The sequence below is a fragment of the Streptomyces sp. AP-93 genome, assembly GCF_022808175.1.
GTDB lineage: Bacteria > Actinomycetota > Actinomycetes > Streptomycetales > Streptomycetaceae > Streptomyces.
Genome location: NZ_JALGBX010000016.1, coordinates 52591 through 67374, shown reverse-complemented (window position 1 = coordinate 67374; position 14784 = coordinate 52591). Strand labels below are relative to the sequence as shown.

Below are 14784 nucleotides of genomic sequence, written 5' to 3'. Positions count from 1 at the left end.
AGCGCGATCACCATCCGCCTGACGCTAGGGAAAGCAATGCCCAGGAAGCCGTTGACCCGTCGTACCTTCCTCCTCGGCACCGGTGCGACGCTGGTGCTGAGCGCATGTGGCAGCGGAGGCGGGAGCGGTTCGGATACCCGACGGCTCGGTATCTCCGCCATCCCCGACCAGGACCCCGAACTCCTCAACCGGCTCTACCCGGCGGTCGCGGAACGGTTCGCCGACGCCACCGGCCTCGCGGTGGCCTACCGGCCCGTCACCGACTACACCGCGGTGGTGCGCGCCTTTGAGATCGGCGACATCCACCTGGCCTGGATGGGCGGGCTCACCGGCGTCCAGGCACGCGTACGCGTGCCCGGTGCCACCGCTCTCGCGCAGCGTGACATCGATGCCGACTTCCACAGTGTCTTCATCGCAGGCGCCGACTCCGGTCTGCGGCCCTTCGATACGATCGACGGATTGCGCTCTCTCGCCGGACACACCCTCACCTTCGGCAGCGAGACGTCCACCTCGGGCCGGCTCATGCCGCAGTTCTTCATGCGGAAGGCGGGACTCGAGCTGAGCGACCTGCGAGGGTCACCGGGCTTCTCCGGTTCGCACGACGCCACCATCGAGGCGGTCGCCACCGGCAGCTTCGAGGTCGGGGCCGTCAACGAGCAGGTGTGGAAGGCGAGGGCCACCGCTGGTGGGATCGACCCGAGCGGAGTGACGGAGTTGTGGCGCACCCCGGGCTATGCCGACTACCACTGGCTGGCGCGTCCGGATCTCGACGAGACCTTCGGTGCCGGTACCCGGCGGAAGGTGCTCGACCTGCTCCTGGGCCTCGACGCCAGGGATTCCCAGGACGCGGAGATTCTCAAGCTCTTCGGAGCGCAGGCGTTCGTCCGGACTGAGAACTCCGCCTACGACCGCATCGAGGATGTGGCCCGTGAGCTGGGGCTGCTGCGGTGAACGCTTCGCCCGTGCTCCGGCTGTGCGGGGTCGGGCACAGCTACGGCTCGCACGAGGCGCTGCGCGATCTCGACCTCACCGTCCACGCCGGGGAGCGCGTGGCGGTTCTCGGCACGAGCGGCGCCGGGAAGAGTACGCTGCTGGCCCTGCTCAACGGGTCCCTGACGCCGACCACGGGCACCGTGGAGGTCTTCGGCGAGAACCCGGCGCTCCTGTCGGCTGCACGGCTTCGACTGCTCCAGCGGCGCATCGGAACGGTGAGCCAGCACCTTGCTCTCATTGAACAGGTCCGGGTGCTGCACAACGTCAACGCGGGCAGGCTCGGTCAGTGGAGTACGCCCCGCGCCCTGGCCTCACTGGTCTGGCCCCGGTCGCTCGACGTCGTGCGGGACGCGCTCGCCCGCGTCGACCTGAGCTGGGCGCTCCACGAGCGCACCGAACGCCTCTCCGGCGGCGAGCGGCAGCGGGTGGCGATCGCCCGCCTCCTGGTACAGGATCCGGAACTGGTGGTAGCCGACGAGCCCGTCTCCAGCCTCGATCCCGTCCGCGCGGCACGGACCCTCGGCCTGCTCGGCACCTCGTCGCACGTGCGCACGCTCGTGGTGAGCCTGCACCAGCCGTCACTCGCCCGAGAGCACTGTGCCCGAGTGGTGGGTCTGCGCGACGGCCGGATCGTTCTCGACGCTCCCGTGGCCGATGTGAGTGACGCGGCACTGCACGATCTGTACGCACTCGCATGACGCTCCAACCCGTCCGCTCGCCGTCACCGCCGGCCGCCGCCGCTGAGCGGAAGGGCATCAGCGGGCGGCGGGTGACGCTGCGCAGGCTGGCAGGGCTGGCAGCGTTCACCGGCCTGTTGGTCTGGGCCGTCCACCGCGCCACGCCGTCAGGCGGCGCGCTGGTCAACCGAGGCGGTCTGCGTCTCCTCGACGACCTGGCGGCGACCGCACTCCATCCTTCCCTCGAGGCTGGGTTCCTCGGGGTGGTCCTCGAAGCGACCGCCACCACGCTGGCCTTCGCCCTGCTCGGGACGGCAGGAGCACTGGTCATCGGGCTGATCGGCGGGCTGGTTCTCAGTGACGTGGCCTGGGGCAGTTCGCCGCCTTGGCCCATTCGTGCAGGGCGATTTCTGCTCCGCGGCCTGCTGGTGACGGTTCGCTCGGTCCACGAGCTGGTGTGGGCGCTGTTCTTCGTCAGCATTTTCGGCCTCGACCCGCTCGTCGCCGTCCTGGCTCTCGCCCTGCCCTTCGGCGCGCAGAGCGCCCAGGTCTTCGGGGAGACCTTCGACGCCGTGCCCGACACGGCGCTGCGGGCGCTGCGCGCCCTCGGCGCCCGCCGTGGTTCCGCGCTGGCCTACGCCCTTCTTCCCCGGACAGCGCCGTTGCTGCTGTCCTACTCCTTCTACCGTCTGGAGTGTGCGCTGCGGTCCGCGGTCGTGCTGGGGATCGCGGGCGTCGGCGGCCTGGGATTCGAACTGATCGTGAGCCTGCAGTCCCGAAACTGGAGCGAAGTCTGGACGCTTGTCGCAGCACTGCTGCTGCTCGCGGCCGCGGTCGAGCTATGGAGCAATCGCGTTCGCCGCGACGTCGCGGTGGTGACCTGCGCCGACTGGTCAGTCGGGCGCAAACGCACCCGCGACGAGAGCCGGACACCGCGCGGCCTGTCCCGCCCGACCCGCTGGTCCCTGGCCATGATGCTGCCGGCCGTCGCGGCCGCGTGGTGGTGGGTGGGCCTTTCGCCCGCCGGAATCGTCGCGGCCCGCACCCGGGATCTCAGCAGCCGACTGCTCACGGACCTCTGGCCCCCCGCATTCCCCGCAGGCGGTGGGCGGGTACTGGCGGACGCCGCCCTCGACACGGTGAGCATGGCCGTCCTCGCCATGCTCGTGGCAATCGCGATCACCCTGGTCGTGGGCCCCTGGGCAAGCCGCCCACGCGCCGACCGGCGCGCCTCAGCGGCCGCGGCCCGGACCGGCGTCTGGGGGGTGGCCCGGCTGCTGCTCCTGGTGCTGCGGTCGGTGCCGCCGACGGTGTGGGCCGTCGTCGCACTCCTGGCCCTCTTCCCAGGCGTACTGCCCGGCGCGTTGGCGCTGGGGGTCTACACCGGCGGCATCCTCGGCAGGCTCGTCGCCGAAGCCTGGGAGACCATGGACCTCCAGCCACGCGATTCCCTGCGCAACGCAGGCCTGCCCCGGACGGTCTCCGCCATGCTCGCCGTCGGGCCCCCGTCCGCCCATCACCTCGTCACCTACACGCTGTACCGGTTCGAGATCTGCGTGCGCGACACCGCCGTCGTCGGCGTCGTCGGCGCCGCAGGCCTGGGCCGACTCCTCAGCGAACGCCTTGCGGCCTTCGACTTCCCCGTCGTCGCAGGCATCCTGCTGGCTTCGCTGGCGCTCAGCCTCACCGTCGAGGTCCTCGGACGCCGACTGCGACGCGCGCTGCGGGCCTGAGGATCGACCTGCCGAAGGCCAAACCGTACGCGGCAATCCGGCGCGGCCATCGCCCGCGAGGGAGCGACCGACGGCGCTATCGGCTCGCTCCCAACAACCCTTCCTTCGGGTCCGCCGATCGACTCGAACACGGGTACCGGGCCGGCCTCACCATGGGACGGGCTGCAAGGAGGAGGTCTCCACGAAACGAGGGGATCGACAAAGCGGCCCGCCGGCGCGCTTCGGCGGGACGCCTGCCGTCAGGCCGTCAGGCCTTCGCGAGTGCCGCGGCACCGAAGGAGACATTGAAGCGGTCGCACCAGATGCTCACACTCGTGTACTGCGAGAGGTCAACATCCGCGGGAAGAACGTAGTTCTGGTCGCCCTTGTTGCCCTTGTTGCCCTTGAGCTTGCCCAGGCTGACGTACTTGCCGTCATCGAAGACCTCCCAGCCCGCCTTGCCTTCCTTCACTGGCGCATCCGTGAGCCAGACGTGCAGGTCAGGTCCGTTGCTGGTGTCGAGGTTCTCCAGCCGCAGCGTGTGCGAACCATCCGCAAGACGGACGATCTTCACCGCGCCCGTCGTAGTGTGCTCATGACTGATCAGCTGCCCCGCAGAGACCGTCTGAGGGCCCACAGGCGCAGAGAGCGTCGGACCCGGGCTCGTCTGGGACGGCCCGGGCGACGCGGTGGCGGCCGTGGAAGGCAGAGCCTCCCGCACGGTCTCGTCCTGCCACAGCTTCCACGGCTGAAACAGGTACAAGCCCACACCGATCACCGCGACCGAGACCACCGCAACAGCGAGAACGACCGGCCTGCTCGTCACCCATCCACGTCCCATGAAACGCCTCCCCTTGAATCCGATTCCCGCCAGACAAGGGCCAGGGCCTGCCGAAAACGAACGGCCCCCATTGGGCGATCTATCCGCATTCATGCCGATCGCCGAGCTTGGGGTTGAAACAGGGTTCTGGATCGGATGATCTCGAGGTGATGGGTGCATGAGGACAGGGCCTCTTGGTGGTTCGGAGGTGTCCAGTGTCATTGACACGCGAACCGGTCGGCGAAAGGCCCCCTGCCGCGCCTGGCCGACCGCGTCCAGTCCTCCGAGGCGTGCACCGCCCACGCGGCCGGCTGGATGCACTGCGTCCGGCGCCGTGTGGTATAGGCGGAAGGTGGCGACTCCGGCCCTACACTGAGTGTGAGCGATGACCCGCACGGCGCCGGGCGATCTACCAGCGGGTACGTAAGCGTTTTTCATACTGGCGCCCACCCCGCTTACTCACGTCGCCCCGAGGACGAGGGAATCCGAAGCCAGAAATCGGCGATATGCAATGACCAGCGCGTTGCGGGCCTACGCGAGGACAGCCGTCATCCCGGACCACACGGTCTGGGGGGCCGCCGCAGGACTGGTCGGCGGCGTGGGGATGGGCATCTGGATGTCGGTGTCCCGTCCCGTGATGGACACCGCGATGATCACGATGGTGGCCGGGCTGCTCGGTACGACCAACGCCTTCGCCGGTTGGCTGATCCACCTGTCCATCGCACTGTTCGCGGGCATCAGGTTCGGCGCGCTGCTCGGCCCCTTCGCCCGGAGCCCCCTGCCCGCCGCCGTCCTCGGTCTCGCCTACGGCGCGGCATGGTGGACCTTCGGCGCCCTGTGGATCATGTCGGCCAACATGGGCATGCCCGTCTTCGACTGGAACGAATTCAGCGCCTCCAGCCTCGGCGCCCACCTCGTCTTTGGGCTCCTCGCCGGTCTGGCCTTCGCCACGATCGCCCGCGCGACGGCCGGCCGCGCAGTCGTACGGCCGGAGGATGAAACCCGCACCCCCCGATACGCGTCGCATCTGGGGCGGCGGTGACGCCGTGCCCCACTGTCTGGCCGACAGCGCGGACGCGCTGGGCAGCCCGGCGTGGGGCGCCGCGCCCCCGCACTGGGCACCGGGACGACGCGAAGGGAGACACGCCATGACCGCTGACGATACGGACCAGCCTTGGCGCCTGGCCGACGTCAACATCCTCTGCGACCTCTCCGCGCAGAGGTGGCGGCCATCGCCGCCGCGGCCCCCATGAAGTCGTACGGCGCGGGCCAGATCCCGTACGCCCCGACCCAGCGAAGTGCTGTTCATCCTCAAACGGGGCCGCGTCCGCGTCTTCCGGGTGTCCGCCGACGGCCGGGCCCTCACCACCGGGATCATCGCTCCGGGCACGATCTTCGGGGAGATGGTGCTGCTGGGACAGCACATGTCCGACAGCTACGCCGAGGCCTTCGACGACGTCACGGTGTATGTGATGATTCGCGCCGACGTGCACCAGCTGCTGACCGACGCGCGCATCGCGGCCCGCATCACCGAGATCCTCGGCCGCCGCCTGGCCGACCTGAAACAGTGTCTGTCCGACAGCGCGTTCAAGAGCGTGGCCCAGCGGATCGCGACCACCCTGACGATACTGGCGGGCGCCCAGCCCCCGGCGAACCCGCTGCGCCCGGGCGGCCGACACCCCCAGATCGCACTGACCCACGAGCAGCTCGCCGCGCTCGCCGGGACCTCGCGCGAGACCTGCACCAAGGTGCTGCACGAGTACGCCGACCAGGGCCTGCTCCGCCTCGCCCGTGGTCACCGTGCCCGTCCTCGTCGCCGACCGGCTGCGCGACGCGGTGGGCTGACGTCACCAAACCGTAAGGCCGCCACCCCCCACCCAGCACGAAGACGGCCCTACAGTCGCTCCCGGCCCCATCCCGAACACACAGGAGTCGACATGCGCCCCCGCACTCTCGCCCCGGCCGTACTCGCCGCCGTCCTGCTCTCCGCCACGGGGTGTGCGGCGGACGACGGCTCGACCGCGGGCACCGGCGCGGGCGCAGCGCCATCGACCACATCCGCGCAGTCGCCCGCGCCTTCGGACCCGGGCAAGTCCGGCGCCTCCGGCGCCCAGGTACCTGCTGTCCTGGACTTCACCGGCACCACCGTGGACGGCAAGCCCTTCGACGCCAAGACCCTCGCGGGCAAGCCCACCGTGCTGTGGTTCTGGGCCCCGTGGTGCCCCAAGTGCAAGGCTCAAGCCGCCGAGACCGCGAAGGTCGCCGCCGACTACGCGGGCAAGGCCAACGTCGTGGGCGTCGCCGGTCTGGACAAGAACGCCGCGATGAAGGACTTCGTGACTGACACCAAGACCGGCGGCTTCCCGCAGCTGTCCGATGAGAAGGGCGAGGTCTGGAAGCGGTTCAAGGTCACCGAGCAGAGCCGATACGTCATCCTCGACAAGGACGGCAAGACCGTCTTCGAAGGCGTCCTGCCCGCTGGCAAGGGGCTGGCCGAGAAGGTCGCCGGACTGACCGGCTGAACTGACTATGTCCGACCTGCCCCTCGCCCTCGCGCTCACCGCTGGCATCCTCGCGGCCGTCAACCCGTGCGGCTTAGCCCTGCTCCCCGCCTATCTGTCGCTGCTCGTCCTCGGCGACGACTCCCCCACCCGTACGGTCGCCATCGGCCGCGCACTGACGGCGACTGCCTCGATCACTGTCGGCTTCGCCGCTCTCTTCGGCGTATTCGGCCTGGCGATCCAGCCCGTTGCGGGCCAGGTCCAGGAACACCTGCCCTGGTTCACCATCGCCTTCGGCATCCTCATGGCCGCCGCCGGAGCCTGGCTGCTGATCGGCCGCCAACTGCCCGCCCTGGCACCGAAACTCCGACGGGCCCCCACCCTCACCCGGTCGGTCCCCTCCATGGCGCTGTTCGGGATGGCGTACGCGACCGCCTCGCTGGGCTGCACGGTCGCACCCTTCCTCGCCATCGTCGTCTCCGCCTTCCGTAGCGGCTCGCCCACCGAGGGCGTTCTCCTTTTCGCCGCGTACGCCCTCGGCATGGGCCTGATCGTCGGCGTCGCCTCCCTGACCGTCGCCCTCACCCGCACCACCGCCGCCACCCACCTGCGCCGCGCCGGCGCCCTCGCACCCCGGATCGGCGGCGCACTGCTGCTCCTTGTCGGCGCGTACGTGGCGTACTACGGCTGGTACGAGATCCGCGTCCAGCGCGACCCCGCCGCCCAGGACCCGGTCATCGACGCCGCCGGAGCCGTCCAGCGCGCGATCGCCGACACTCTGGACTTCGTCGGCCCGGCCCCTCTTACTGTCCTCTTCGCCGCACTACTCCTCGCCGGATATCTGGGCAGGCGCCGCCGCAGAGTTGGCAACGCCCTCGGACGGAGTCCTGACACCCCGCCACCGCCCCACGACAGCGTCTGAAACATCACCCAAGAACTGGCACCGGAAGCCGACGCGCGGTCGGCGTCGTACATCCAGGCAGTGGGCGGGGCCAACAGGAGGGCGCTCGTGTCCGGAGCGTCGCCATGTGGCGGCGGCCATGGTCAGGAGGGGGACCGGCAGGAGCAGGATCCACTGCGGCAGCCTGGGTGCCCTGAGCTCCTGCACAGTGGGCTCCACGCACCGCCCCTGACCTGTGCTTCTCTCTGCCCAGCGGGTTCCCCGACTGGCCCAGCCTGCATCAGCCTCGACGAGTGTTCTCGTGGGAACACGGCTTGAGAGAACCGCTGAGCGCCTCGGACGCGAAAACAGGGGCCTCGCAGCTCTCGGCGCCAGGCCCCAGCCTCGCGGGCCCACCAGCTTTGCGGACCACGGCCGCCCCCCGGACCCCCGGTATCCGGCGACCCGGCGCAGTTCTGACATCGGCCGAACTGGCCCGCGTCCATGCCGTCTCGCTCGTAGAGCCGGATCTTCTGCCGGGAGCGGCGCGACTGCTCCTCAGGCGTGCGGGGTGCGGGCGGCTCCGCCTCGGCCGCGCAGGGTGACGCCGGATTCGGTGAGACTGCAGTGGATGAAGTCGCAGGAGCAACCGGCGCTGGCGGCGAGGGTCCGGATTTAGGCTCCGTACTCGTAGGCGGTCTTCAGCTCGGCGGCGAGCGTTTCGCGGGCCGTACCGGTGATCGCTACCCGGCAGGGTCTGCCGCGCCCCCTGGTGACTTGCTAAGTGCCTTCGCAGCACTTCGATGCTTGGCATCGCACGCTGCCGAAGCCAAGCGCTATCCACGATGGCGTGGATCCCACCACATCGCATCACTACGCGCGTGCCCCGGACGGGTCACTTCCCCGACGTCCCCGGGTGAAGCGGGAAATGCAGCCATGTGGCCGCGCTCGACGTGCCCGACTGGTGCCCCGCCGGTTTCGTCGTATCTGCGGTGCCCGGCTGTGCGGTGCCTCGACTCGATGGAGATCCCATGCGCAAGACAGTTCTCGTGATGGCGCTCACCGCCGTCCTGTCCGCCGCTGGTCCGGCGCTGGCCGCGGACGACGATCAACACGATCCCGGTCGTAACGGTCTGAAGGTGACCGGCCTGACCGAAGATCAGCGTCTGGTGCAGTTCCGTACCAGTGATCCTGACAAGGTCTCCTCGACCGGGACCGTCACCGGTCTCGCCGGCGACACAGCGCTGGTCGGGATCGACTACCGCGTTCAGAACGGCCTGCTCTACGGCGTCGGCAACGCCGGCGGCGTCTACACCATCGACACCTCGAACACCGTCGCGACGAAGGTCTCCCAGCTGAGCATCACCCTTGAGGGCACCGTCTTCGGGGTCGACTTCAACCCGGCCGCCGACCGGCTGCGGATCATCAGCGACACCGGGCAGAACCTGCGCCACAACGTGAACGTCGCCACCGGCGGAACCCTCGCCGACACGCCACTCACCACCCCGCCCGCCACCACCCCAGCGCTCGGCGTGACCGGCGCCGCGTACACCAACAACGACCTCGATGCGGCGACCGCGACCAGCCTGTTCGACATCGACACGATCGGCGATCGCGTCGTCCTGCAGTCCCCGGCCAACTCCGGCACCCTCGCCCCCACCGGCAGTCTCGGCGTCGACGCGGGGTCCAGCGCGGGCTTCGACATCTACTTCTCACCCAGGGACGGCTCCAACCAGGGCTTCGCTGCCCTCTCGACGGGTGGCTCCTACCGTTTCTACAAGGTCAACCCGCTGACCGGGCAAGCAACCGAGACCGGCGCCTTCCCCGCCACCACGCAGGTCTTCGACATCGCACTACCCCTGAGCCAGAAGTAGCCCGAGCCCTCCGCACCGACACGGCGTCCCGGTCGGGTGGCGTCGCTGTCGTGCGGTGGCGTAGGCGCGGCGGGCTGGCGAGCATGGCCCAGGCCGTTGCGGCGGGTCTCGCTGTCGTCCACCCGAGGAGGCCGAGCAGTGGGGCGGTGAGGGCTCGGGGGTTGGTGAGGAACCTCCACTGGCTGCGTCCGCTGCCGGGTTGACGGATTTCGGCGATTGCCGTCCTGATGGCGAGGGCCGCCACCACGATGGCGATGCCGAGCAGGGTGATCGCCATGGTGCCGTCTCTCCGATGTGGTCAGTGGGGATGACGGGCGGGGAACGCGACCTCGTCCCGCTGGTAGATGTCGGGGATGCCGTCGGCGTCCGCGTCGACGGTCTCTTCCTCGTAGAGGCGCTTGTAGAGGCTGTTGCGGCGGCGCAGCAGTACGGCTGCCAGAACGGCTGCGGTGACGGAGGCGATCAGGACGGCGGCTTTGACGTGTTCGCCGACTGCCTGGCCGGGGAAGGCGAGTTCACCGATTAGGAGGGCCACGGTGAAGCCGATGCCGGCGAGGACGGACAGGCCGAGGACGTCGGCCCAGGCCAGGTCGGGGTTGAGCTGTGCCTTCGTGTAGCGGGCGGCCAGGTAGGTGCCGAGGAAGATCCCGATGACCTTGCCGACGACGAGGCCGACGACGATGCCTAGGGGTTCGGGGCTGGTGAACACCTGCGCCAGGGCGGGACCGGAAATGCTGACGCCGGCGGCGAAGAGGGCGAACAGGGGGACGGCGACTCCGGCGGAGAAGGGGTGCAGCAGGTGCGAGACGCGAGAGGCGGGGGAGGCCTCTTCGTCTTTGTCGCGGGTGGTGCGCAGGATGAGGCCCATGGCGACCCCGGCGACGGTGGCGTGGACACCGCCGTTGTACATGAGGGCCCAGATCGCGATGCCGAGCGGCACGTACCACCACCAGCCCCGGACGCGGAGCCGTTGGAGGAGGTAGAAGAGGGCGAGTCCGGCGAAGGCTCCGCCGAGGGCCCAGAGGTTCAGGTCGCTGGTGAAGAAGATCGCGATGATGAGGATGGCGCCGAGGTCGTCGACCACGGCGAGGGTGAGGAGGAAGGCGCGCAGCGCGGCCGGGAGGTGGGTGCTGATCACCGCGAGGACGGCGAGGGCGAAGGCGATGTCGGTAGCCATCGGGACGGCCCAGCCGTCGAGGCTGCCGCCGCCCGCCCAAGCGGTTGCTGCGTAGAGCGCGGCCGGTACGGCCATGCCGCAGACCGCGGCGATGACCGGGAGGGCGGCGGTGGCGGGGGTGCGCAGCTCGCCGACGACGAGTTCCCGCTTCAGTTCGATGCCGGCGACGAGGAAGAAGACCGCGAGGAGGCCGTCGGCGGTCCAGTGCCCGACGGAGAGGTCCAGGCCGAGGGCGGGTATGCCGAAGTGGAAGTCGCGTATCGCCTCGTACACGTCGCCCAGCGGGCTGTTCGCCCAGATCAGCGCGATGACGGCTGCGGCGAGGAGGACGAGGCCGCCGACGGTCTCGGTGCGCAGGGCGGATGCGATGGCCTGGCGTTCGGGCCACGGCATGAGGCCGAAGACGATGCGAGGGCGCGGGCTGCTCATGGTGAGGGGCCTTCCGGGGCGTCGACTGGAGATGGGCATACGGCCCCTAGGACGCCGACCAGACTTCCCGGCACACCGCGCGTCCCGGGCGGCTCAGCCGCCCCCTTGACGCGTTCCTTACACCCTAGGGGAGATGTCAGGATCCCGCTAGAGGGGTCCTGACCTGCAGGAACGCATGCGAGCGGGCTCGTACACACCAAGGCGCGAGGTGTGTACGAGCCCGCTCAGGAGTCGGGCCGCGGGGGCGGTCAGACGGTGGTCTTCACCAGCTCCTGGTCGTCGTCCTCGTCCGCTTCGGTGTCCGTGTCGAGGCCGGCGTCGCGGCGGCGGACGAACTCGAGGAAGTTGTTCAGCTCCCGCTTGACCACGGGGGCCAGGAGGTACAGGCCGATGATGTTGATGACGGCGAGCATGAAGAGCACCGCGTCGGCCATGTCGATCAGGGTCTGCAGGGTGAGCAGCGAACCGGCGACCGCGAACAGCGTGTAGAAGACCTTGAAGGTCAGCTCGCTGGTCTTGCTGCGGCCGAAGAGGTGCGTCCACGCCTTCATGCAGTAGTAGCCCCAGGTCAGCACGGTGGAGATGGCGAACAGCATCACCGCGATGGTGAGGATGTACGGGAACCAGGGCAGGACCGTGGCGAAGGCGTCGGAGGTGATGGTCACGCCGCCCGGGCCTTCGCCCTTGCGGGCTTCGCCCCAGCTGGCCGGGTTGGCGATGACGATCGTCAGGGCGGTCATCGTGCAGATGACCACGGTGTCGATGAACGGCTCCAGCAGGGCGACCAGGCCTTCGCTGGCGGGGTGCTTGGTCTTGACCGCGGAGTGCGCGATCGGGGCGGAGCCGAGACCGGCCTCGTTGGAGAACGCGGCCCGCTTGAAGCCGACGATCAGCGCGCCGAGGACACCACCGGCGACACCCTGCGGGTTGAAGGCGCCCTCGATGATCGAGGAGAGCGCGGACGGCACCGCGGAGACGTTGACCAGAATGACCACGAGGCAGGCGACGATGTAGATGCCGGCCATCGCCGGGACGAGCTTGCTGGTCACGGAGGCGATGGAGCGGATGCCGCCGAGCAGGACGACGCCGACCAGGGCGGCGATCAGGATGCCGAAGAACAGCGCGCCGGCCGAGGAGCCCATCAGGCCGCTGTCGCCGCCGGTGACGGAGACGAGCTGGGCGTAGGACTGGTTGACCTGGAAGAGGTTGCCGCCGAAGAGGCCGAAGAAGAGGATCATCACCGAGGCGAGGACACCCAGCACCTTGCCCAGCTTCAGGCCCTTGGCGCCGAAGCGGTCGGCCAGGCCCTTGGGCAGGTAGTGCATCGGGCCGCCGGAGACCGTTCCGTCGGCGTGCACCTCGCGGTACTTCACGCCGAGGGTGACCTCGACGAACTTCGTGGCCATGCCGAGCAGGCCGCAGAGGATCATCCAGAACGTCGCGCCCGGACCGCCGATGGAGACGGCGACGGCGACACCAGCGATGTTGCCGAGGCCGACGGTGCCGGAGACGGCCGCGGTCAGGGCCTGGAAGTGGTTGACCTCACCCGCCGAACCGTCCTCGTCGTATTTCCCGCGCACCACGTTCACCGCGAGGCGGAACTTGCGTATCTGCACCAGGCCGAACCAGCCGGAGAAGACCAGACCGGCCACGACCAGCCAGGCCACGATCAGCGGAATCTGTGTCCCGTTGACGGGGACCGAGTAGAAGACGATGTCTCCGAGCCACTTGGCGATGGGCTCGAAGAATCCGCTGACGGCTTCGTCTACGGAGGTGGTGATGGTGTCGAGTGACATCAGGCTTTACCTCGATGGCGCAGAACCGGCGCAGTGCGGTGCGACGGTGTGAGTGCGGGCGGGCATGGAGCGAAATCCGTTGTCCGATCGATGGCCCTGGCTGGCCCGGTCCGCGGACTCGGACCGTGACTTCCCTGGCCGTGCAAAGCCGGTGCGTGCCGGCGCTCCGAGGTCCGGCGAGGGGTGGGCCGGAAGCGGAGTTGCGCATTCTTAGCACGGTCTTTACGTGATCTTTAGTGGCCCACGTCACATTGGTGGCCGGTTTGCCGCATTTCGCCAGGTTCGGTGATCGGATCGTTATCCGGATCTGAGGTTCCGCTGAGCGAACGCGGCGGGCGGTCTGAAGAAGGCGCCGACCGCGAAGAGGCGCATCAGGTCTGACGAAAGCCGAGCTCTACAAGAAGGCCGCACACGTGCCCGGCCGCTCCTCCATGACCCACGACGAGCTCGTCGACGCGCTCGCGACCGGAGACAGCCCGGGAGGTGATCCTGATCCACCGCCCCGCGCGCCGGGGTCGGCGCCACCCTCGGACAGCGCTGCGGTGGTGCCGCACGAACGAGACCCGCCTGCAGCCGCTGTGAAGCCTGGTCCTGGGTTGGGCCGTTGGCGTATCCGCAGGTCGGTGACGGGAGGAGCGCGGGAGATCTCCCCTGAGCGGCCTGCCGCAGCCGCGTACTCCGTCCGGCCCGGGTCCCCCTCACCCCAGTGCGGGTGGGAGCCGATCCGGCAGGAGAGTCGGAACGGCTCTGCTGCTCAGTCGCCGCCGCCACCGAAGTCTTCGACGCTCTCGTCACCGCTGTGACCGGTGGATCCGGTACCCCTCGCACCCGTCCCGTCCCGGCTGGAGAGGAATGTTCCGCTGATCAGTCCCGCTACGCACGCCATCAACAGAGCGGTTCCGGCCATGAGTACGGCCGCCAACGGGGGCCCGTCCGCGTTGCCCGTGAGGAACACCGCCATCATCGCTGCGGGCACGCCGAAAACCCCGATACCCGCCACCAGGGCCAGTGTCGCGTTGTGATGGAGGTCGGGGACACCGTCCCACACCGCCGGTGCCAGGGTCACGGCCTGGCAGAACAGGCAAGCCACCTGCAGCACGGCATACCCAGCGAGCGTCACTTCCCGCGGCCAGAAGTACACGACCCCTGCTACGGCACACAGCAGCAGGGCCACATCACCCACCAGCACGAACGTCCGAGGCGCATCGAGGGAGTACCAGAATGCGTCCGCTCGTCGTCTGAGGTTGCGCCTGAGCCCGCCATTCACGTCTTCCCCCCCGTTCTGTCGTCACCGGACCGTGTGGCTGCATCATGCCCATATCAACCGATCGTCACCAGTGCACGGACCCCGCACACGGGACTCTCAGTGATGTGCCGACCTGACCTGCCCCAGCGGCTCCGGCGGCATCCGCTCGTCCGCCCCCGGCCCGGCCGACGGGCGTCCACGTCCAGGCGCTTGCGCAGCAGGCCGCCGAACGGCTCCGCCTGGAGAGCCCGGACATCGGCGAGGTGGACGTCGCGGTTGGAGGCTGATGGCCGGCGGATCACGGAGAAGCTGTGGTCGTTGACGCCGTCGGGGCTGGAGGCGGCCGCGGTCGTCCTGGGCCGTTCCGTGCGGGAGATGGGGGGTGTGGCGAAGGCGGCGGCTGCCTCGGGTGCGAAGCACACGGGGAAGATGACCGACACCCTGGCCGCGCTCCTGCAGCCCCCGCCGGAGGCGACCGCGCCCGTGGTCCGCAAGAGCACCGTGCCCGCACCGGCCGTGGAGCCTGTGGTGCGTCCGGCGGGGTTGGGGCCGATCGCGGCCTGGTCGACGGAGGTGTCCTTGCCGGTGACCGGATCTTTCGCTGCGCCGCAGCGGGGCAGTGTCCGCGCCGACATGGTGTTCGCCGCAGTGGCAACTCGGTGCCGGTCCAGCGAGGCGC

The 14784-nt window shown here is 69.5% G+C and carries 12 protein-coding genes and 1 pseudogene; 7 read left to right on the top strand and 6 right to left on the bottom strand.

Annotated elements, in window-relative coordinates; translation table 11 throughout:
* Positions 1–51: 51 nt before the first annotated feature.
* From MTF69_RS25120 to MTF69_RS25110, 3 genes are read left to right on the top strand one after another with little or no spacing between them, the layout of a single operon-like run.
* Positions 52–951 (top strand): putative selenate ABC transporter substrate-binding protein, encoded by a 900-nt coding sequence (locus MTF69_RS25120; RefSeq protein WP_243337972.1) that lies wholly within the window; start codon positions 52–54, stop codon positions 949–951.
* A complete protein-coding gene (locus MTF69_RS25115) occupies positions 948–1691 on the top strand; it encodes a phosphonate ABC transporter ATP-binding protein (protein ID WP_243337971.1) in 744 nt (247 codons plus the stop codon). Before MTF69_RS25120 ends, MTF69_RS25115 begins: the two co-directional genes overlap by 4 nt.
* Entirely contained in the window at positions 1688–3403 is a 1716-nt protein-coding gene (locus tag MTF69_RS25110) for an ABC transporter permease (RefSeq protein WP_243337963.1), read from the top strand. Before MTF69_RS25115 ends, MTF69_RS25110 begins: the two co-directional genes overlap by 4 nt.
* A 247-nt stretch (positions 3404–3650) precedes the next feature.
* On the opposite strand, the gene MTF69_RS25105 is transcribed toward MTF69_RS25110, so the two are convergent.
* Positions 3651–4223 (bottom strand): DM13 domain-containing protein, encoded by a 573-nt coding sequence (locus MTF69_RS25105; protein ID WP_243337961.1) that lies wholly within the window; start codon positions 4221–4223, stop codon positions 3651–3653.
* Between the two features lie 490 nt (positions 4224–4713).
* Here MTF69_RS25105 and MTF69_RS25100 point away from each other — a divergent pair, with 490 nt between their 5' ends.
* The 3 genes from MTF69_RS25100 to MTF69_RS25090 all read left to right on the top strand — a co-directional run bounded on the left by MTF69_RS25100 (position 4714) and on the right by MTF69_RS25090 (position 7625).
* Positions 4714–5244: a hypothetical protein gene (locus tag MTF69_RS25100; RefSeq protein ID WP_243337960.1), complete on the top strand. Its 531-nt coding sequence runs from the start codon at positions 4714–4716 to the stop codon at positions 5242–5244.
* A 256-nt stretch (positions 5245–5500) separates the two neighbouring features.
* The gene (locus tag MTF69_RS25095) at positions 5501–6724 is read left to right on the top strand and encodes a redoxin domain-containing protein (protein ID WP_243337959.1); all 1224 of its coding nucleotides are present in this window, start codon (positions 5501–5503) and stop codon (positions 6722–6724) included.
* 7 nt (positions 6725–6731) lie between these two features.
* Entirely contained in the window at positions 6732–7625 is an 894-nt protein-coding gene (locus tag MTF69_RS25090) for a cytochrome c biogenesis CcdA family protein (protein ID WP_243337958.1), read from the top strand.
* A 516-nt stretch (positions 7626–8141) separates the two neighbouring features.
* On the opposite strand, the pseudogene MTF69_RS25085 reads toward MTF69_RS25090, so the two are convergent.
* Positions 8142–8324: pseudogene (locus MTF69_RS25085) on the bottom strand (helix-turn-helix domain-containing protein).
* Between the two features lie 290 nt (positions 8325–8614).
* Here MTF69_RS25085 and MTF69_RS25080 point away from each other — a divergent pair.
* On the top strand, positions 8615–9457 hold the full coding sequence (locus MTF69_RS25080) for a DUF4394 domain-containing protein (protein WP_243337957.1): 843 nt from the start codon (positions 8615–8617) through the stop codon (positions 9455–9457).
* A gap of 298 nt (positions 9458–9755) precedes the next feature.
* Here MTF69_RS25080 and nhaA read toward each other — a convergent pair whose 3' ends face one another.
* The 4 genes from nhaA to MTF69_RS25060 form a co-directional block, all read right to left on the bottom strand.
* Positions 9756–11063 carry a Na+/H+ antiporter NhaA gene (gene nhaA / locus MTF69_RS25075; protein ID WP_243337956.1) on the bottom strand — a complete coding sequence of 436 codons (1308 nt, stop codon included), beginning with the start codon at positions 11061–11063 and terminating at the stop codon, positions 9756–9758.
* 248 nt (positions 11064–11311) lie between these two features.
* Entirely contained in the window at positions 11312–12859 is a 1548-nt protein-coding gene (locus tag MTF69_RS25070) for a sodium:alanine symporter family protein (RefSeq protein WP_243337955.1), read from the bottom strand.
* Positions 12860–13613: 754 nt separating this feature from the next.
* Positions 13614–14126 carry a hypothetical protein gene (locus MTF69_RS25065; protein WP_243337954.1) on the bottom strand — a complete coding sequence of 171 codons (513 nt, stop codon included), beginning with the start codon at positions 14124–14126 and terminating at the stop codon, positions 13614–13616.
* Between the two features lie 53 nt (positions 14127–14179).
* On the bottom strand, positions 14180–14740 hold the full coding sequence (locus MTF69_RS25060) for a hypothetical protein (RefSeq protein ID WP_243337953.1): 561 nt from the start codon (positions 14738–14740) through the stop codon (positions 14180–14182).
* Positions 14741–14784 lie beyond the last annotated feature (44 nt).